20 protein-coding genes, 1 other RNA gene, 2 pseudogenes and 1 other annotated feature are annotated in these 18,882 nt (G+C 63.8%); of the genes and pseudogenes, 15 read left to right on the forward strand and 8 right to left on the reverse strand.

The window, feature by feature from the left end; all coding sequences use genetic code 11:
* The first annotated feature begins 177 nt into the window (after positions 1-177).
* Positions 178-1,044: an MOSC domain-containing protein gene (locus HLH25_RS05705; RefSeq protein ID WP_246401492.1), complete on the forward strand. Its 867-nt coding sequence runs from the start codon at positions 178-180 to the stop codon at positions 1,042-1,044.
* Between the two features lie 34 nt (positions 1,045-1,078).
* Here HLH25_RS05705 and thyX read toward each other — a convergent pair whose 3' ends face one another.
* Positions 1,079-2,029: an FAD-dependent thymidylate synthase gene (gene thyX / locus HLH25_RS05710; RefSeq protein ID WP_182973163.1), complete on the reverse strand. Its 951-nt coding sequence runs from the start codon at positions 2,027-2,029 to the stop codon at positions 1,079-1,081.
* Between the two features lie 65 nt (positions 2,030-2,094).
* On the opposite strand from thyX, the gene ssrA reads away from it, so the two are divergent.
* The 6 genes and pseudogenes from ssrA to HLH25_RS05740 all read left to right on the forward strand — a co-directional run.
* Positions 2,095-2,434: a transfer-messenger RNA gene (gene ssrA / locus HLH25_RS05715) on the forward strand.
* 184 nt (positions 2,435-2,618) lie between these two features.
* The gene (locus HLH25_RS05720; protein WP_182973164.1) at positions 2,619-3,173 is read left to right on the forward strand and encodes an SspB family protein; all 555 of its coding nucleotides are present in this window, start codon (positions 2,619-2,621) and stop codon (positions 3,171-3,173) included.
* A 103-nt stretch (positions 3,174-3,276) separates the two neighbouring features.
* Positions 3,277-4,938, forward strand: coding sequence for a fumarate hydratase (locus tag HLH25_RS05725; RefSeq protein WP_182973165.1), 1,662 nt, complete (start codon positions 3,277-3,279; stop codon positions 4,936-4,938).
* Between the two features lie 49 nt (positions 4,939-4,987).
* Complete coding sequence (locus HLH25_RS05730) at positions 4,988-5,380, forward strand: VOC family protein (RefSeq protein ID WP_114725502.1); 393 nt, start codon at positions 4,988-4,990, stop codon at positions 5,378-5,380.
* A gap of 2 nt (positions 5,381-5,382) precedes the next feature.
* The gene (locus tag HLH25_RS05735) at positions 5,383-6,285 is read left to right on the forward strand and encodes an MIP/aquaporin family protein (protein WP_182973292.1); all 903 of its coding nucleotides are present in this window, start codon (positions 5,383-5,385) and stop codon (positions 6,283-6,285) included.
* 249 nt (positions 6,286-6,534) lie between these two features.
* Positions 6,535-6,813 (forward strand): annotated as a pseudogene (locus tag HLH25_RS05740) (transposase); the annotation flags it as partial.
* A 441-nt stretch (positions 6,814-7,254) separates the two neighbouring features.
* Here HLH25_RS05740 and HLH25_RS05745 read toward each other — a convergent pair.
* The 4 genes from HLH25_RS05745 to HLH25_RS05760 are packed head-to-tail and all read right to left on the reverse strand — an operon-like array spanning position 7,255 to position 10,235.
* A complete protein-coding gene (locus HLH25_RS05745; RefSeq protein ID WP_182973166.1) occupies positions 7,255-8,385 on the reverse strand; it encodes an L-dopachrome tautomerase-related protein in 1,131 nt (376 codons plus the stop codon).
* A gap of 4 nt (positions 8,386-8,389) precedes the next feature.
* Positions 8,390-8,821: a cupin domain-containing protein gene (locus HLH25_RS05750; protein ID WP_182973167.1), complete on the reverse strand. Its 432-nt coding sequence runs from the start codon at positions 8,819-8,821 to the stop codon at positions 8,390-8,392.
* Positions 8,818-9,204 (reverse strand): nuclear transport factor 2 family protein, encoded by a 387-nt coding sequence (locus tag HLH25_RS05755; RefSeq protein ID WP_182973168.1) that lies wholly within the window; start codon positions 9,202-9,204, stop codon positions 8,818-8,820. Before HLH25_RS05755 ends, HLH25_RS05750 begins: the two co-directional genes overlap by 4 nt.
* Before the next feature lie 11 nt (positions 9,205-9,215).
* On the reverse strand, positions 9,216-10,235 hold the full coding sequence (locus HLH25_RS05760) for a zinc-binding alcohol dehydrogenase family protein (protein WP_182973169.1): 1,020 nt from the start codon (positions 10,233-10,235) through the stop codon (positions 9,216-9,218).
* Positions 10,236-10,335: 100 nt separating this feature from the next.
* Between HLH25_RS05760 and HLH25_RS05765 the strand changes: the two genes are divergently transcribed.
* Positions 10,336-10,722, forward strand: a complete 387-nt coding sequence (locus tag HLH25_RS05765) for a winged helix-turn-helix transcriptional regulator (RefSeq protein WP_182973170.1) — start codon at positions 10,336-10,338, stop codon at positions 10,720-10,722.
* A 41-nt stretch (positions 10,723-10,763) separates the two neighbouring features.
* Positions 10,764-10,951, forward strand: a pseudogene (locus HLH25_RS20200) (IS3 family transposase); the annotation flags it as partial.
* Positions 10,808-10,922, forward strand: a sequence feature (AL1L pseudoknot). Its footprint overlaps the pseudogene before it by 115 nt.
* Positions 10,952-11,140: 189 nt before the next feature.
* Here the strand turns inward: HLH25_RS20200 and HLH25_RS20740 are convergent.
* Positions 11,141-11,443, reverse strand: coding sequence for a MobA/MobL family protein (locus HLH25_RS20740; RefSeq protein ID WP_375271702.1), 303 nt, complete (start codon positions 11,441-11,443; stop codon positions 11,141-11,143).
* 435 nt (positions 11,444-11,878) lie between these two features.
* Between HLH25_RS20740 and HLH25_RS05785 the strand changes: the two genes are divergently transcribed.
* From HLH25_RS05785 to HLH25_RS05805, 5 genes are all read left to right on the forward strand, one after another.
* A complete protein-coding gene (locus HLH25_RS05785; RefSeq protein ID WP_182973171.1) occupies positions 11,879-12,127 on the forward strand; it encodes a hypothetical protein in 249 nt (82 codons plus the stop codon).
* Positions 12,120-13,775 (forward strand): polysaccharide pyruvyl transferase family protein, encoded by a 1,656-nt coding sequence (locus HLH25_RS05790; RefSeq protein WP_182973172.1) that lies wholly within the window; start codon positions 12,120-12,122, stop codon positions 13,773-13,775. The genes HLH25_RS05785 and HLH25_RS05790 overlap by 8 nt, the downstream gene beginning before the upstream one ends.
* A gap of 211 nt (positions 13,776-13,986) precedes the next feature.
* A complete protein-coding gene (locus HLH25_RS05795) occupies positions 13,987-15,537 on the forward strand; it encodes a glycosyltransferase family 4 protein (RefSeq protein WP_182973173.1) in 1,551 nt (516 codons plus the stop codon).
* Positions 15,530-16,231 carry a hypothetical protein gene (locus tag HLH25_RS05800; protein WP_182973174.1) on the forward strand — a complete coding sequence of 234 codons (702 nt, stop codon included), beginning with the start codon at positions 15,530-15,532 and terminating at the stop codon, positions 16,229-16,231. Before HLH25_RS05795 ends, HLH25_RS05800 begins: the two co-directional genes overlap by 8 nt.
* Positions 16,224-17,294: a glycosyltransferase family 2 protein gene (locus HLH25_RS05805; RefSeq protein ID WP_182973175.1), complete on the forward strand. Its 1,071-nt coding sequence runs from the start codon at positions 16,224-16,226 to the stop codon at positions 17,292-17,294. The genes HLH25_RS05800 and HLH25_RS05805 overlap by 8 nt, the downstream gene beginning before the upstream one ends.
* A gap of 185 nt (positions 17,295-17,479) precedes the next feature.
* Here HLH25_RS05805 and HLH25_RS05810 read toward each other — a convergent pair whose 3' ends face one another.
* The gene (locus HLH25_RS05810) at positions 17,480-18,115 is read right to left on the reverse strand and encodes a MetQ/NlpA family ABC transporter substrate-binding protein (protein WP_246401500.1); all 636 of its coding nucleotides are present in this window, start codon (positions 18,113-18,115) and stop codon (positions 17,480-17,482) included.
* A gap of 73 nt (positions 18,116-18,188) precedes the next feature.
* On the opposite strand from HLH25_RS05810, the gene HLH25_RS05815 reads away from it, so the two are divergent.
* Positions 18,189-18,371, forward strand: coding sequence for a hypothetical protein (locus HLH25_RS05815; RefSeq protein WP_182973177.1), 183 nt, complete (start codon positions 18,189-18,191; stop codon positions 18,369-18,371).
* 114 nt (positions 18,372-18,485) lie between these two features.
* Here HLH25_RS05815 and HLH25_RS05820 read toward each other — a convergent pair whose 3' ends face one another.
* Positions 18,486-18,737 (reverse strand): DUF2171 domain-containing protein, encoded by a 252-nt coding sequence (locus tag HLH25_RS05820; RefSeq protein ID WP_182973178.1) that lies wholly within the window; start codon positions 18,735-18,737, stop codon positions 18,486-18,488.
* Positions 18,738-18,882 lie beyond the last annotated feature (145 nt).

Here is an 18,882-nt window from a genome sequence, read left to right on the forward strand (position 1 = left end):
GAGGCGGGGATGGCAAGGATTTTCCCCCCCGGCGGGGTACTGCGCCTGTTTCCGGGGCACTGCGGCCGCTGGAGGGAATACACGGGCGCGGCATCGTCTCCGGCTGGGTTGTTCACGTTCCCGTGATCGAGCGCGGGCCTCGGCGGCGGCGTCCTGTGAGCAGGGTTATGGTGAGGGATGATGAATGATCTGGCGGACCCGGTGGCCGGGGCCCCTGTGGCGCGGGTGGCGGCGTTGCATGTCCATCCCGTCAAGTCGCTGAGCGGGCTCGCGGTGGCGGCCGGCATGCTGGGGCCGTGCGGGCTGGAGGATGACCGGCGCTGGATGGTCACCGATCCGGATGGCGGTTTCCTGACCCAGCGGCAGGTGGCGCGGATGGCGCTGGTGACGGTGGCGCGCGACCCCGGTGGACTGGTGCTGGCGCTGGCGGGCCAGGGCGCGCACGCGGTCGCCCTGCCGCCCGTCGACGGCGCGCGGCGGATGGTGCGGGTATGGAAGGACAGCGTGCCGGCCGTCGATGCGGGCGATGCCGTGGCCGGCTGGCTCACCGCCGCGCTGGGCCGCCCCTGCCGGCTGGTTTATCTGCATGATGCCGGGGCGCGGCCGGCCGATCCGGCGTTCGCGCCGGCGGGGGCCACCGTGGGGTTCGCGGACGGATTCGCCGTGCTGGTGGCCAGCCGGGAGTCGCTGGGCGCGCTGAACCGCGACCTGTCGACTCCCGTGCCGATGGATCGTTTCAGGCCCAATCTGGTGCTGGATGGGGCCACGCCGTGGGCCGAGGATGGCTGGCGCCTGCTGGCGGTGGGCGAGGCGCTGCTGCGCATCGTCAAACCCTGTTCGCGCTGCATCATGACGACCATCGACCAGAAGACGGCCGAAATTCCCGACCCGCGCGAACCGCTGGCAACGCTGGCCCGCACCCGCCGCGCCAGGGGCGGGGTGATGTTCGGCCAGAACGCGGCCGTGGTGCGGCCAGGGCGGATCGCGGTGGGCGATGTGGTAAGGGTGCTGGAGGAGGGGCCGTCGAATCTCGTGGCGGCCTGAAGGCGGCCGTCAGGCCGACTTCGCAAGCAGCTTCTTACCGGCCCAGGCGCGGGGCGATCTCGGGCAGCAGGCCGATCAGGTCCGTGACCTCGCGCTTCGACAGGCCCGAGGCCTGCAAATCGACCTCCCGCCCGGCCAGCACGTCGCGCAGGGCCCGCAGGGCGGGGCCGGAGAGCAGGGCGGCTTCCTGCATGTAGTCGCGGAAGGCCTCGAAGGTCAGAGGCACCCAGCGCTCGACCAGATTCAGGATCGTGTCGGCATAGGCCCGGATTTCATACTGCGCGTGGGCATCGGCACGCAGCCGCAGGAAATGCAGCAGGTTCCACAGGTTGAGCTGCCAGTAGAACTGCGTCATCACATTGACCGGCAGCGTCATGCGCGCCAGTTCGCGCGCCACCACCGGGCGGGCGGGATCGACGACATTCCCGTCCTCGTCCTGGTTCAGCATCTCCAGGTAATGGTCGTAGCAGCGGGTCGCGTCCTCGCGCAGCAGGTCCAGCACATGCTGGGCGGCATCGGCGGGCAGGCTCTCGCCGCGCCCCTGCTTGTTGCTGGCGGACTGGTGGGCGATGTCCTCGGGGCGGGGGAAATAGAATTCCTTCTCCAGCACCGAATAGCGGGCCGAATATTCGTTGATGCTGGCCGTGCGGTGGCGGAACCACTGGCGGGTGACGAAGATCGGGGCGCGGACGTGGAACTTGGCCACCGCCAGTTCGAACGGGCTGGTATGCCGGTGGCGCATCAGGTAGCGGATCAGCCCCCGGTCGTCCGACGTGCTGCGGGTGCCGCGCCCGTAGGAGACGCGCGCGCCCTGCACGATGGCTTCGTCACCGCCCATATAGTCGACCAGCCGGACGAATCCGGTGCCCAGAACCGGCTGGGGCTCGTACAGCACCTCTTCGATGGCGGGAACGACCGTGCGGCGCGTCTTGGCCCAGTCGGCGCGGGCGGCGTCGATTTCCGATTTCTGGTCCGTTGAAAACATTGCCGCGCTCCGTCCCTGCCGCTGAGTCCAAGGGCGCGCATACCACGAATCACCGGCCACGGACACGGCTTGCCACCGGGAAGCGCCATCCTTATATACCGGGGTGCCGGAGGGGCTTGCTCCTTGGCTATGGCGATAAACGGCACGTGGAATAAGTGTAGTGGACCCGGGGGCAGTACCCGGCGTCTCCACCAGAACTCTCCCCGTCACGACCCTTCGGGGCAGGGGAGCATGGGGACGAAACAGGCTCGACACGCATGGTAAAGACCTGCCTTTTGCCCGGCATTGTACCGCCGTCATCGGGCTAACTTACAAGTGCCAACGATAACTCTGAGGTGCTCGCTGTCGCTGCATAAGTGACAAGCGCGGTTCGGGAGGGCACCGGGCAACAGAAGCCCTCCCACTTCACCGCCAGATCATGCCATTATTCTTCCTGCGGTTGTGATGTCTGACCTGCCGTGGCAGCCCTTGTGCGTCCGCGCGGTTTGACGCATGGCTGAAGGCTGTGGCAGGGCGTGGCGCGACCCACACGGCCATCATGGCCCGGTCGACCCCCACCGGGGCGGCCGGACGGTACGGAGTATCCCGCATGTCCGACGATCGCGACGAGGAAAACGGTTTCGACACCATGATTCCGGAAAGCCTCCTCCCCTACGATTCCTGGATCGAGGATGCGTATCGGGGCGTGATGCTGCGCGCGCTGGAGCATGTGGGCCGCGAGGGACTGCCCGAGGGGCACCATTTCTACATCACCTACCGCACCGACTGGCCGGGCGTGGTGCTGCCCGCCCGCCTGCGTGCCCAGTATCCGCACGAGATCACCATCGTGCTGCAACATCAGTTCTGGGACCTGAAGGTGGATGAGGATGCGCAGACCATTTCGGTCGGCCTGTCCTTCGGCGGCGTGGGATCGATCCTGGTCATTCCCGTCGACGCCGTGACCGCCTTCGCCGACCCGCATATCCGGCTCGCGCTGCGCTTCACCCCGCCCGAGCCGGCGCATGAGGAGGAGGCACCGGCCGAACTGGCGGCCCCGGTGCAGGAAGCCCCGGAAAACGCCCCCGCGGCCTCCGAGGAGGCGCCGTCCTCGCCACAAGTGGTCAGCCTGGCCGCGTTCCGGAAGAAAGGTTCCGGCCCAGGCTGAACCGTACACCATCCGGGGGGCCCGGATGCGGCCGGGCTCTCCGTGCATCGCCACCACCCGGAACCAATCCGGGGGAGACAGGCACACAGAGGGAAACTGTCCATTGAATGCATCCACCCCCCCCAAACCACCGTTGAAGCCGTTCGTCTACGGCCCGCTCTTTCCGCTCCACGATGACGACACGCCGTACCGGCGGCTGGACATCGAAGGGGTCCACACCAGCGTGTGCGACGGCCGCACGGTGCTGCATGTCAAGCCCGAGGCGCTGAGCGAACTGGCTGCCCGGGCCTTCCACGACATCGCGCATCTGCTGCGCCCCGCCCATCTGGCCCAGCTTGCCAAGATCCTGAAAGACGCCGAAGCGTCGGACAATGACCGCTTCGTGGCGCTGGACCTGCTGAAGAACGCCTGCATCGCCGCCGGCGGCGTGCTGCCGATGTGCCAGGATACCGGCACCGCCATCGTCTACGGCAAGAAGGGCCAGCGCGTCTGGGTGGACGGCAACGAGGAAGAGGCGTTCTCGCGCGGCGTCTACGACACCTATACCCGCACCAGCCTGCGCTATTCGCAGATGGCGCCGCTGTCGATGTTCGAGGAAGTGAATACCGGCACCAACCTGCCGGTGCAGTTCCATATCTCGGCCACGCCCGGCGACTACCACGCCGAGCAGATGGACCTGATGTTCGTCGCCAAGGGCGGCGGCTCGGCCAACAAGACCTTCCTGTTCCAGGAAACCCGTGCCCTGCTGTCCACCAAGGAAAACCTGCTGAAATGGCTGGACGTCAAGGTGCGCACGCTCGGCACCTCGGCCTGCCCGCCCTACCATCTGGCGGTGGTGATCGGCGGCATGTCGGCCGAACAGACGCTGGAGACGGTCAAGCTGGCCTCCACCAAATGGCTGGACACCCTGCCGACCGAAGGAAGCCCGCAGGGCCATGCCTTCCGCGACCTGGAGATGGAGCAGGAAATCCTGAAGCTGACCCAGGGCCTGGGCATCGGCGCGCAGTTCGGCGGCAAGTATTTCTGCCATGACGTGCGCGTGGTGCGCCTGCCGCGCCATGGCGCGTCGCTGCCCGTGGGCATCGGCGTGTCGTGCTCGGCCGACCGGCAGATCAAGGCCCGCGTGACGGCCGACGGCTTCTTCCTCGAACAGCTCGAAACCGATCCCGCGCGCTTCCTGCCCGAGACCACCGACGAGCATCTGGGCGGCGAAGAGGTGCAGATCGACCTGAACAAGCCGATGACCGAGATCCGCCAGCAATTGTCGCAGTATCCGGTCAAGACCCGCCTGTCGCTGACCGGCACCGTGGTCGTGGCGCGCGACATCGCCCACGCCAAGTTCCGCGAGCGGCTGGAGCGCGGCGAGGGCCTGCCGCAGTATCTGAAGGATCATCCGGTCTACTACGCCGGCCCGGCCAAGACGCCGGACGGCCTGCCGACCGGCTCCTTCGGCCCCACCACCGCCGGGCGCATGGACAGCTATGTCGATATGCTCCAGGCTGCCGGTGGGTCGTTCGTGATGCTGGCCAAGGGCAACCGGTCGAAGGCGGTGCGCGAGGCGTGCCACAAATATGGCGGCTTCTATCTCGGCTCGGTCGGCGGCCCGGCGGCCCGGCTGGCCAAGGACTGCATCCGCAAGGTCGAGGTTCTGGAATATCCGGAACTGGGCATGGAAGCGGTCTGGAAGATCGAGGTCGAGAATTTTCCGGCCTTTATCGTCATCGACGACAAGGGCAATGATTTCTATGAAGGTCTGACGGGCTGAGCCTGGGGGATCACCCCCGGCTTTCCGTCTACAAGGAGATCCCCGTTCCATGCGCTTTACCGTCGATCGGCTGGACCACGTCGTCATCACCGTCCGTGACCTGGAGGTCTCGGCGTCCTGGTATCAACGGGTTCTGGGCATGGAGCGGGAGGAATATGGCCGCAACAACCGCACGGCGCTGAAATTCGGCGGCCAGAAGCTCAACCTCCGCCCCCATGGGGCGGAAGGCTGGGCCACGGCCACCGACGCGCTGCCCGGCACCAACGATCTGTGTTTCATCACCGCCGTCTCCAGCGGCGATGTGGTCGAGCATCTGGAGGGATGCGGCGTCCGCGTCACCGACGGGCCGGTGGCCCGCCTGGGGGCGCTGGGGCCGGTCACCTCGGTCTATTGCGAAGATCCCGACGGCAATCTGGTCGAGATCGCCTCCTACCAGGGCTGATCGTGGCGGGGCCGGCTTCCGTTTCCTCCACGGCGCCCGATCCGGCATGCTACCCTCAGCCGCATGACCGGCCGCTGGCTGGCGCGCCGCACCCCGACCGGCTGGTCCATCCCCGCCTCTATGCCTGCGAATGCGCAGGCACCGCGCTGCTGATGGTCTTCGGTCTCTCCACCAACATTCTGCTTGGCGCGGCCGGCAGCCCGGTTGGGCGGCTGCTGGCGGCCCATCCCGCGTTGCAGGTGGCATTGCAGGGGCTGTTCTTCGGGCTGGGCGGAACGCTTGCCGCGCTCTCGCCTTTCGGCCGGGTCAGCGGCGGGCATGTCAGCCCCTCGGTGACGCTGGCTTTTACCCTGATGGGGCGCCTGGCCTGGCGCGACATGCTGGGCTACATCGCCGCCCAGTTGGCGGGGGCGGTACTCGGCACCGGCCTGGTGGCACTGGCGGGGCTGATCTGGCCGCGCTGGGCGGCGTGGTCGCACGCCACGCATTTTTCCGCCACCCTGCCGTCGGCGTGGGTGCCGCTGGGCTGGGCTTTCACGGGCGAAATCTGCACCACGGCGCTGCTGATCGGCAGTCTGCTGTTCATGGGGGGCACCGCCCGTCTGCGCTGGGTGACGCCGCTGGTGGCCGGCCCGCTGTTCTTCATGCTGAATCCGTTCGAAGCCTGGCTGTCGGGTGACAGCACCAATCTGGCCCGCAGCCTGGGGCCGGCGCTGTTCTCCGGCCAGTGGCGCGGGTTCTGGATCTACGGTCTGGCGCCTTTCGCCGGCGTGGCCCTGATGGTGGGGTTGGTGCGGCTGGGCATTCTGGGCGCGATCGAACTGCACGAGGCCAGGGTGGCCCATTTCGGCCATCACGGCCGCGCGCCCTATCTGTTGCCCTGGCGGCGGCCGGGCCGAGGCTGAAGGCGCGTCCACGCCGCAGCCAAACCGTTCGCAGTGCATTGTAAAAACATTTTCAAAAAGAGAAAGAAGGTTATAATCGACGAATAATAAAATATATTACATTTCCGCTTTAAAAATATAATTAAATCGCATATTATTCTACTGTTGTTTGTTAAAGTTTTCATTGAGTTTTCTGGTAGCGTATATTATATTCTTGATTCTTTCGCTGTCGGCATTCGATAGGCGAATTGCTATTTCAAAAAGGATGATATTCGCGCCCTGGTGCTCCAGCGCGTGGCGGGGATTGCCCTGGGGTATGAGGATCTGGTCGATCACGACCGCCTCCGACACGATCCGGTCCTGGCGATACTGGCTGGCAAGCTGGACGCGCGCCGTGCCAGGTGCGCGCCGCCGGCAGACAAGAGCACGCTGAACCGGCTGGAACTGAGCGGCGCGGAACCCGGCCGTTACCACCGGATCAAGCACGACCCGTCAGCGATCGAAGCCCGGTTCGTCGATATCTTTCTCGACGCCCACCGCGCCGCCCCCGCGTGCGGATCCTGCTGCGCGCCGATACCGGGATTTCCGCTGGCTGACCCGCGACAGTTGGAGCCGGGCACGGCGTGTCGTCGGCAAGGCGGAATGGACCAATGAGGCCGCAGCGTCCGGCGGATGCGGATCTCCATGGCGTCAGCCTGCCCCTGGCAATACGCGTTCGGGCTCGCCCATGCCTTGCTCACAAACGCCGCCCGCTGACGAAACAGACACCGCAAGGCGCCACGCCCACGCGTCTGATTCCCGTCAAAGCGGGCATGGAGGGCGCGTGCCCGAAATTCGGTTTCCCGTTACGAAAACAGATCAGAACCGCTCGGAACCAGTTGACGGCGCTCCGTCAGACCGCCCCACATCAGCGTGTGAGAAATGCGGGATATTGATCCGAAGACCTCTTTGACGCTCATGGGGACGTATATGTACACGCCGGGAGACGGTTCACTGGGTGTTTACGGAGAAAAGAAGGAACGGTCGCTGGACACGCGTCACCCCGTGGTTGAATCGCGCCAGTCGATCGAGCTGGGCGACCGGGAGCCATAGCCGTCCATCTCGCGCAAGGAATGGCGCGTCCGCCCAGTGCAGGCGGCGATCCGACACGAGAGACACGATCGTCCCTGCCGGATCGCGCCGGTAAACAGTCTCATCTTTCAGGGCGATGAAATAAAGATTCCCGTGTTCATCCATCGCACTGCCGCCGATCGGAGGGAGATCGGCCCAAGGAGTCACGGATGCGGCAAGCGTCGTGGGCGATATCGCGGGATCGTCCAGAAGTGAGGTTGGTACCTTCGACCACGGGCCTTCGAGCGGCCCGAAATACAGGTATTTCCCGTCCGGACTGACTTCGAGTGGATCGGCATTGACCAGAAGCGGACTTCCATTGGCGTTTCTGACGACTTCGCCGTCGATGATGATCGGTCGATGCGGGCGTGCCAGCGTGGCTGGGACGCTGTCGAGAACCCGGCGAAAGATACCCGTGGTGACATCGAGTACCAGAATGGCACCCTTTCCAGCGTCGGTGAGATAGGCATGCGGTCCGTTGAAACGGATATCGTCGATATAACTTCCGGCGGGAGCGACATCCGGACCCATCCGATAGATGCGCAGGATTGTCCCCGTTGCCGGGTCGAGACGGACCAGTTTTGGACCATCCTCGACAGGTGGCCCACCAAATTGCGGTGTCCCTGTATCAACCACCCAAAGTTTGCCTTCGGGGTCGATATGAAGGGCGTTGACGCTGACGAAGCGTTGTTTTGCGTCAAGGCCAGGTTTCCAGGCGTTCCATTCTGAGTTTGGGAAAGGGCGAAGCGAATTTCGTTTTGTAAGCACCGCTACCGCGGGGCCGGAAAAGCCGGTCCAGCGCGGGCCGCCTACGAAGATATGATTGGCAGCCAGGGCGACGGCATTCCAGTCCAGAACCGGGCTTGACGCCTCGACACGAAGTGATCGCGAGTCGGTGGTCTCCGCCCCTATCGCCGAGACATTCCCCAGGACGAGGCTTGCCGCGATCAGAGCGAAACGACAATATGACGTCGACGGAATGGATGGAAACCATGCTCTGAGGTGGCTCATGCTGTCAGAGCTTCGCGATGAATTCGGCTGGTGTGCCGTCTTCAGGATTGACGAAGGTAATGTCATCCTGTGCACGCCGTGGGGTGTCTATGGCAAGGAACACCACAGGCGCGCGCAAGATACGCGGCAGGGCGTGAATGGCACGCCTGGGAAAGACAAGAAGCTGTCCCGGCGCGAAAGGTGTTTCGGTGGCCGGGTCGTCTATCCAGAATGTACCCTCGCCGGACAGTACATGCAGGATCTCGTCGCATTGTGTGTGATAGTGGGCGGGTACGCCGCGATAGACGCGAAAGACCCGGATACTCCGGGACGCGGAGTCTGTCAGATACGTGTCCAGAAGCATCGTGTCAGCCGTGTCCGGAAACGATGCTGCGATGGCGTTGAGATCGAAACGACCACCCTGCGGGTCAGATGGAGGCACGTTATTCATGCTCATGACTCCGTCTCCTGCACGGCCCTGAGATCCCGTAATGCTGCGGTGTCCGCTACCTGGTGAAAGGCCACGATTTTTCCATTCCGGATTGTCCAGAAATGAGCGAAAGCAATTTCACCCGTCTTTCCGAGTGTCGTGCGCACCCGATAGAGCCCGGTCGTCGCGACGTTGGCGCCATCGGTTGGAAATGTCTCCGGTGTCGTAACGTATTCGGTGAAATGGGTCCTGACCGCCGGGAAAAAACGTTCCGCGACGGCATGTCGACCGACATAACCACCACCCTCGGGAAACGTGTCGAGCACCGACCAGATGATATCGTCATCCAGCAAGGATATGTCGCCGGTCGCATACCTGCGCCGCACCAGATCCGATGATGTCGTGTTCATGTCGATTCTGCCTATTCATTGAAGCCCGCGAGAACGATCTTTCCCTTTGCCCGCCCGCTCTCGACCAGGGCGTGCGCGCGACGCAGATTGGTCGCGTTGATCGGGCCGAAAGTCTCGCCCAGCGTCGTGCGGATGCGCCCACTGTCCACGAGGGCCGCGATCTCGTTCAGCAATTTGCCTTGCTCGGCCATGTCGGCGGTTTGGAACATCGGGCGTGTGAATGTCAATTCCCAATGCAGTGACAGGCTCTTGCGCTTGAACGGCAGCGCGTTGAGGGCCTGCGGATCGTCGATCAATCCGAAATGTCCTTGTGGCGCCAGCAATTCCACGATATCGGCGAGGTGCTGGTCCGTCTGCGTCGTGGAGAAGACGAAGCCGGGTGCGCCGGTCGGAAGGTGCGCGACCTGTCCGGCGAGGGAATGCCGATGGTCGATCACGTGATGCGCGCCGAGGCTGCGGACCCATTCCTGGGTCTCGGGGCGCGAGGCGGTGGCGATGATCGTAAGGTTGGTCAGCGCACGGGCAAGCTGGATCGCGATCGAACCGACGCCGCCCGCGCCGCCGACGATCAGCAGGGACGGCACGGTGCCGGGAACCGGGCGGCGGATGTCGAGCCGGTCGAACAGCATTTCCCATGCCGTGATCGCGGTCAGCGGCAGGGCGGCGGCCTGCGTCCAGTCCAGCGATTTCGGTTTGTGGCCCACGATCCGTTCATCGACCAGATGGAACTGGGCGTTGGTCCCCGGGCGATGCAGCGATCCGGCATAGAAGACTTTGTCGCCGACCGCGAAATGGCGGACATCCGGCCCTGTTGCCGTCACGATTCCCGCGGCGTCCCAGCCGAGTACACGCCATTGGCCGGGTTCGGGCGTGGCGCTGGACCGGACCTTGGTGTCCACGGGATTGACCGAAACAGCCCGGACTTCGACCAGCAGGTCGTGCCCGGTCGGCATGGGTTTCGGCAGTTCGATATCCTGCAACGCGTCAGGGTCCGTGATCGGCAGGGGGGCTTGATAGCCAACGGCACGCATGATGTCCGCTCCATCGTTGAATGGAGGCAGGATGAAGCGTTATGCTCGGTATTCGCAAGAACGCACATATAACGCCCATAGTATCGGAAATGATACCGTCATGCCCCGTATTCGTCACAAGCAGCTCGATTGCAGCCCCGGCTGCGCCGTGGAAGCGACGCTGGAACTGATCGACGGGAAGTGGAAAGGGGTGATTCTCTTCCATCTTCTGCACGGGACGATGCGTTTCAACGCCCTTCGAAAACGTTTGCCGAACGTCACCCAGCGCATGTTGACGGCGCAGTTGCGCGAGCTGGAGCAGGACGGGTTCGTGCTGCGTACGGTCTATGCCGAAGTGCCGCCGAAAGTCGAATACAGCCTGACCGGGCGTGGCCGGAGCCTGGAGCCGGTCATCATGGCGCTGAAGCACTGGGGCGATGCCCATACCCGGTTCGGAAAGGGCGAGGACCAGCCGGCCTCCGTCGCCGGGTCGTTGACGACGATGTGAAGCTATCGACGGAGAAGGATGCTTCATTTAATAGACGATCGGTCTATATGATGCGCCGCGCCAACGAGATCCTGCGCAAGGAAGCGGCGTATTTTGCGATGGCGGAGTTCGACCGCCGCGGGAAATGATGATGGCGTTCATCGACGGCCATCGTGAGGACTTGGGTATCGAGCCGATCTGCCGCGAACTGGCGATCGCCCCATCCTCCTGTCATGAACATGCCGCGCGTAGCCCCGTCCACACTGACCTCCGACAGGATGCTCAGCTTCCGCGCCACAGGCCAGCGCCGTCGACGCTCCACGCCAATCAGGATCTCCTGCCCCATTCTCACCTCCCAAACGACGTCAATAACGACGTCGTTAACGACAGGAGATTACCAATCATCCAATCCACTCATAAGGCGGCCGTGAGCGGCCGGTTACAGTCCTTCCGCCCCGGCCGTCCGGGTGGTGGTCAGGATATGGGCGTGATGGTTTCGGTTGTCCCCTTCCCGGCCGGGTTCATGGATCGCCACATCGGCCACCACCCCGTATCGCTTCACCAGTTCACGGGCGAAATCCCGGGCCAGTTCCTTGGCTGTGCCCCATTCATCGACGTTGTGCTCCGAGACGATGACCCAGCTTGGGACATCATCCAGTCCGATCGCCGCCTTGACCTTCGCCGGTATCTCGATCCCGACGGTATCGCCGGAAGGCGGCGTGTGCGTGATCGGCAGAAGCACGACAGCGGAGCCCGCGGCACGCTGTCGCTGGCCGCGACGAGGCAGGCGGGACAATCTTTGCCCTGATCCAGTCCCCGCGCGGCTTCATGCGTCCATAAATAATCGTAACGGCCTACGATGCGTGGTTTGGGTTCGGGAAACGACACGGACGGCCCCTTATTTCAGCAACTCGTCGAGATGGGGATGTTCGGGGCAGGGTCATGCTCGACGCGGTGGGACGCGAAGTCGGGAAGGAGGTCATCCACGTCGCGACGAATTTACGGGACAATACGGGGGTCGCGGCGCTTGATTGGGGCATGTCCACCCATATTTCCGTCATTGCCGCCATCGCCATCGCCATCGCCATCGCCATCGCCTTCACCCTCGCGCCGACCCAGGCCAGGTCTTCGTCGCCAGCTCCGATGTGCCGCCGCCCTGGGGTTCGTAGCAGGGGATATGGAACCGCTCTGGGAATCGAGCGTTCTGGCGCTGGTCTGCGAGGGTTGGGAATATTCCCGACTCGACATGCTGGCTGATGTGCCGGCATCCCTGATCAACCAATGGGAAGATATCTATACCGCCGTGCCGGACCCGTTCTTGAAGCCCGCCATCGAGAGCCTTTTGCAGCGCAGCAGGCCGCCAGGGCAGCCAGCCCTCCACCGCGGCGGCTCCTCGTATCGCCTTGCCGGCGACCAGAATGGCTGACCTGACAAAGGCGTCAGCGGCCAGCATCGCCGATCTGGCCGATAGCGGTGTGTTCCAGGCGCTGGAGAACCTGACGGAGCAGGTGCGCGGCCTCATCGCGAACCGCCCCGTCGCTTTGCTCGACTGGCCGAATTACGAGAATTCCGGGGATCACCTCATCTGGCTGGGCGAGAAGACTCTGCTGCGCGCGCACTTACAGTGCAACATTGTCTACGAAGCCAGCCTCCGAAATTTTGATTTCTACGCCTTCAATCAATTGCCAGACGATACCGTGATCGTCTTTCAGGGCGGCGGCAATTTCGGCGACCTTTACAGCCACCATCAGCGCCATCGGGAATCCATCATCGCCGGTTATCCGGAGCGGCGCATTATCCTGCTCCCCCAGAGCATTCATTACGAGACCGCGGTCGGTATCGAGCGGAGCCGGGCAATTCTGCAAGGCCATCCCGATCTGCACGTTTTTGCACGCGACCATGAAAGCCTCGCCATCGCGCGCGACCGCCTCGGGCTAAGGCAGGCCCAGCTCGGCATCGACTGCGCCTTCTTTCTGACCGCCGTCATTCACCGGCTTCTGGCGACACTGCCCGCCCCCGACCGATGCCTGGTTGCTTTGCTGCGCGACGACGCCGAGCGCCTTCCCCATGGCCTGGGAACGACCTTGGCTCGGGAGGATTGGAGTTCCGTGCACGGGGTGGAGGATAGTGCCAATGTACAGGCAGAGGCAGCCCTCCACAGCCTCAATCTGGATGAGGTGTTCGACACCGCTTTCGACCGCATTTCATGGCAGCGCCTGTATCGTGCCGTCGAGATCCTGGCGCCTGGAACGCTGATTCTTACCGACCGTCTGCACGGGCATGTGCTCGCACTGATGATGGGCAAGCCCCATATTCTCCTCAACAACCGGATTGGCAAAAACCGCAATTTCTTGAACGCCTGGACCGCCAGATCCGGCCTGGTTCGCTATATTGATCAATCCCAGGACAGCGCAGAGCTTCTCATGCTGGAAAATTACGAATTGGCACTGCAAGCCAAGGAGCGCGATCTCCAGGTTAAGGAGAGCGACATTCAGGCGAGGGATGAAACAATTGCGGCCCTAACGGCCGAACGAGACAGTGCCCGCGCAGAGCAGGCGCGACTGCGCGCAGAGCTTCTCGACACCGAGAGGCTGCGGGCGGCAATCGCGGCCGAACGAGACAATGCCCGTGCAGAGCAGGCGCGACTGCGCGCCGAGCTTCTCGACACCGAGAGCCTGCGGGCGGCAATCGCGGCCGAACGAGACAATGCCCGTGCAGAGCAGGCGCGACTGCACGCCGAGCTTCTCGACGCCGAGAGCCTGCGGGCGGCAACCGCGGCCGAACTCGACCGGACACGAAAGGACAAGGACAGCGCGCAGCAACTGGGCGCCCGCCTTCATGCCGATCTGCAACTGGCCATGGCCCGTGCGCTGACGCTCGATGCGGAACTGGTCACAAGCCGCGCGACCGGAATTGGTCACGAAGAACTGGCACGCCTGCATCACGCGCTCGCCCAGGCTGAAAGCAACGCGGCCGAAGGGCAGATCGCGCGCGGCCATGTCTCGGCGATCCTGGCCTCCACCTCATGGCGGATCACCGCCCCCTTGCGGTTCGTGGGCAAAATCTTCCGCTAGGGGCGGGACGCGCGGGCCTGTCGGCGCATCTGGACAATGGCTTGGCTATAAGGGATGTAGTAGAGGCGCTCCGTGCTCGGCAAGGCGCCGATAGAGGTCTGTTTGAAATGTCGATTGTGCTGTCATGACTGCTGACACCCGTCCCGGATTGCCCAGCGGATTGCCCATTGCCGGACATGAAGACCAAAGCGCGCAGGCCATTCGGGAAGCCGTGCTGAAGCGCGAAATCGCGCGATTGACCCGCGAGCGGAACAGTCAGGCGGACAGGGCCAATGCCCTGCAGAGCAAGCTTGCGATTCTGCGCTATGACGACGCTCCCGTCGTGCCGCCGCTCGTGCCACAGGCGATGGTGGACAGTGACGAACTGGCGGCCCTGCGCGCCAGCCTCGCCGCCAAAGATGCGCTCATCCGTGGACTTTTTCAATCGACATCATGGAAACTGACGGCTCCGGTGCGGGCGCTCGCCGCCTGGCTCGGGCGAGGCAAACCGCCCATTATGGAAGCCGCCATTCAAGCGACCACTCTCTCGCCGCGGGCCTTTGCGGGACAATCGCCCATACCGGATGCCGCCGGCCTGGTGAGATCGGCCGAACGGCTCGCGGCTAAGACCCATCAAGCGCCGACCACAGCGGGGCGCGGCGTGGTGCTGGTTGTCGCCGATTTTCTGCCACTCTACGATCAACAAAGTGGCGGCCTGCGCCTGAAAACCCTGATGGCCCTGATCTGCGCCCTGGAATGGGACGTGGTATTCTGTTCCTTCACGCCCGCCGAGCAATCCCCCGGCCCGCTGGCAACGGAAGCCGGCCGCCTGCGTTACGAAAACGCGCTCCGGGAGATTGGGGTCAGCCGTTTCCTGTATGGAAACGAGGACGCCCGGGCCTATCTGGCGCAATCGGGGCGGGACGTTCGATACGCCTTCATCAGCTTCCCCAGCATCGCCATGGCATTCATTCCACTGGTCCGGCTGCACTGCCCCTGGGCGCGTATCCTCTATGATATGGTGGATTTCCATTATCTGCGCATGAGCCGCGAAGCGGAGCTGATCGGCGACCCCACGCTGCGCGCGGCTGCGGAAGCCACCTTGGCACAGGAACTGTCCTGTATCGCCACCGCCGATCTCACCTTCGCAGTGACGGAGGACGAAAAGGCGGCCTTGCTGCGCCATGCCCCCGATGCCGTGATCGACGTTCTGCCCAATGTCTTCGATATGCCGGCCGATGAGCCACCGGGTCCCGCCGGCCGGCGCGATCTGCTGTTCGTCGGCGGCTTCTGGCACAAGCCGAACGGCGATGCCGTGCGCTGGTTCGTCAAGGAAATCTGGCCTGAGTTGCATCGTGAAATGCCGGATCTGGTGTTCCGCGTCGTCGGCGCCAATGCGGATGCCGATATCCTCGCCTTTGACGCCATGCCGAATATTGAAATCCTGGGCTTCGTGCCGGATCTGACCGAGTTGCAGCGCACGTCGCGGGTCTTTGTCGCCCCGTTGCGCTATGGCGCAGGCATGAAGGGCAAGGTCGGCCAGAGCCTGGCGCATGGGTTGCCCGTCGTGGCCACCCCCGTCGGCGCGGAAGGCATGGCGTTGGAGCACGGCGTCAATATCATGGTAGCCGAAACGCCGCAGGACTTCGCGCGTCAGGTGATTCAACTCGTGCGGGACGACGCTTTGTGGCTCGCCCTGCAAAAGCAGGGCCGCGCCCTGATCGCCGACACGCTGTCGACCGATGTGGTGCGACGCAAGCTGGGCGATATCCTCCGTGACTGAGATTCTGATCGCGGGCATCTATCTGGCTGATCGTCCGAACACAGCGGCGCATCTCATCTATGAATTCGCGGGCGCACGTCGCACGCGCGTCACGCAGCGATGGGTGGCGCTGGCGGCGGACCGTCCTGGGGATTGCGACCTGCCCTGCACCGTCTCGATCCGGCTGCAGCGCACGCCGAAATTTCTTCTGGTCAACGACCTGACCGCCGATGCCGCACGTTTCGACTGGATCCTGCTGGTCGATGACGATGTCGAACTGCCGCCGGATTTCATCGACAGTTTTATCGATCTGGCCGAGCGGTACGACTTCGCGCTCTGCCAGCCCGCGCGAACCGTCGATAGTTACATCGACCATCCGCTGGTGATGCAAAACCCCGGCGTGAAGGCGCGGCAGACCCGTTTCGTCGAGATCGGGCCGGTGACGGCGATCCGGCGGGACGCCGCGCAGCTCATTCTGCCCGTCGCGGCCGATTGCGGCATGGGTTGGGGGCTGGACTATGTCTGGCCCCGCGTGATGGAAGATGCGGGGTTGAGGATGGGTATCGTGGATGCGACGCCTATTGCCCACAGGATGCGCCGTCAGGTCAGCGGCTATGGGTATGACGATGCGGCACGCGGCATGAGCGAGGTTCTGGCGGCCAATCGTCACCTGACGCGCGACCAGGCTTTCCAGGTGCTCGATGCTTATGTTTGAGCCGACAGGACTGCCGGCGACGCCTGAAATCTCGGCGATCCTCACCACCTATAACCGCGCCCATCTGCTGCCTCGCGTGCTGGAGGGGCTGGCGGCGCAGCGCCTCGCGGCGCATCGTTTCGAGATTGTCGTCATTGACGACGGCTCAACGGACGAGACACAGGCCATTCTCGCCGCCTGGGCGGAACGCCTGCCCATGCGCGTCTTGCGTCAGGCCCAGAGCGGACTTGCTGCCGCCAAAAATCTGGGGATTTTCGCCTGCCGCGCGCCGATCATCGTTTTTCTGGACGATGACGACGTGGCGGACAGCAATCTGCTGATCGGGCATCTGTCAGCCCATCTGCGCCATCCGGATGTCAATGTCGCGGTTCTGGGCCATACCGATCTGGCGGCGGATATCGCCGATCTGCCAGTCATGCGCCATGTCACCGGCGCGGGCAGTCAGCTTTTTTCCTATGGTTGGATGAAGCCCGGTCAGATGCTCAGCTACCGGGAATTCTGGGGTGGCCGCAGCTCATGCAAGCGGGCTTTGCTGACCGAACACGGCATCTTCAATCCGATCTTCCGCTTCGGTTGCGAGGATATCGAACTGGCTTGGCGTCTCGCGCCAATGGGATTGCGGGTGGTGTATCAACCCTCGGCCCGCGCGACCATGATCCGCGGCCTGACATTCCGCGACTTTTGTCATCGCGCCCGCCGGCAAGGCCGGTCGCAATGGGCCTTCGCCAACCTGCACGGCGCGCAGGAAGTGCGGGATTATTGTGAGATAGACCAGGCGCTGGCGCTTTGGCCGAAAGTAGCCGCGGACATCACAGGCATTCTGCATTGGGTTGAAGGGCTCGATGCCATGATGCGGGCGCGCGGGACCGCCGTGCCGGCCCTCGCGACCGATACGCAGGCGGACATCGACGAGGCCTATGCCACGGCCTTTTTCCTCTGCCGGGTACAAGGCATCGCGGAAGCCGCCGGTCTTCCGCCGATCTTCAAGCGCCCTGAGGATCTACCCGTGTCACGGATGGATTTTCTGGACTGGGGCGTGCAATCGGATGGCAAGACGCTGTGACCGCCGCCAGGGTGAGCCGGCCTCATCCCAGGCTCGGGCCGTTATACCGACCTGCGGAGAGGTGTGTACCGGCTTGGTGCCGCGCCTGCCTCTCGGCCGTCTACAGATGATCACAAAGGGCAAGAGGCCGGAGGCGGGAGACACCTCACCCCATTCATTCACGATGAATCCCCATAGACCTTAGGCTAGGAACCCAGGGCCGACGCTGCGCACGCGATTCCTTCCGCGCGGTGAGCCCAGTCGCTTGTTCCGTCGGCCGAATGCCCAGACGCACCCACGCCAGTCAGTGTGATGCCCACGATCATGAGAAGCAGCGACGGCCACAATTTTCGGGCTTGAAGTGCACCGGGCTCCCCCATGCTGAACGCCGCGATCAGGACGGGCGCCAGCACCATTTCCATGGTCTCCATCGACGGGCTGTCCTGGCGCAGAAAATCCATGGCCGCCTCGTCCTGTTCCGACAGGCGTGCGACGCATTTCACCTGCATCTGCATGCTGCCTTCGATCATGCCGGCCTGCATGATCGTGGCGTCGATAGCGTGGTGGCGGGTCAGGATCGACTGCCTGTCGATCTGGAGGCCCGATTTGAACGCCCGGTTCGTGTTGACGATGGCGGCATCCAGTTCCTTCACCGACAGGTTGCGCGGAGTGTCGGCGATATCCAGCGCCGTGGGCAGCAGGCCGGCCGAAGGTGCCAACTTGATCCGCCCCAGCGCCTTCAGCAGGCGCAGGGGACGGCTTTCGTTGCTGGGGTCGTTCGGTGCGCCGATCAGACCCCCCCTTCGGCAAGTCCGGCACGGACGGCCAGCGGATGCAGACATCAGCCGCGATCCTGCTTGGTGAAATCCTCTTGACCGGCTGCGCGCTGGCCCGTCCTTTACCCCAGGACATGTCATGAAGGAGAAATGCATGTTTTTGTTCGGGATAGGTGCGATGGTCTCCGCGGTCCTGTTTGGTCTGTGGTTGTGGATCGACGATCAGGCCGCGACCGAGGAGAGCCCGAAAGGCAGCCGCGATGCCCAGGAAGCGGATGCCGAATTCGAACGGACGATGAAAGACATCGAAGACGGAAAGTAGGGGAAGACGGAAAAAAGGTAGGGAGCATACGTTTCGCGCGCTCCCCGGCCGGGAATGGCCGCGACGGATGCCATGATATGGTAGGGCGCCAAAGGATCGCCGGCTTGCCGGCTCTCAGGTCGTGTTCTCGCCGGCCGGAAGATCCTGATCGAAGAGCGTGCGTGCGGTTGCCGCCGGACAATCGAGATGCACCTGGTCGGTGATTTTCACGATATGGCTTGTGGGCAGATAATGCGTGTCGCCGTCTGCCGGGGCGTCTTCAAGCAGCAGGCGCGTTGCGCCCTCCATGCTGCGAACCCTGCCAACCGGATGGCCATCGGCACCGACGACGGACATGCCGACGTGAATATCGGATAGCGCGATCATGGGCCTCTGCTCCTTGTTTCGCCGTAAGGCAAAAACAACGACGCGGCCCGTAGAAGGACGCCCCTGCGATCCGCTCTTTCATGCGCAGAGCATGCCATGCCGCCCCGGACGCGCGGCGTGCGACAGAGGATCTGAAGCTGTAATG

It is taken from the genome of Gluconacetobacter dulcium, from assembly GCF_014174165.1.
GTDB classification, from domain to species: domain Bacteria; phylum Pseudomonadota; class Alphaproteobacteria; order Acetobacterales; family Acetobacteraceae; genus Gluconacetobacter; species Gluconacetobacter dulcium.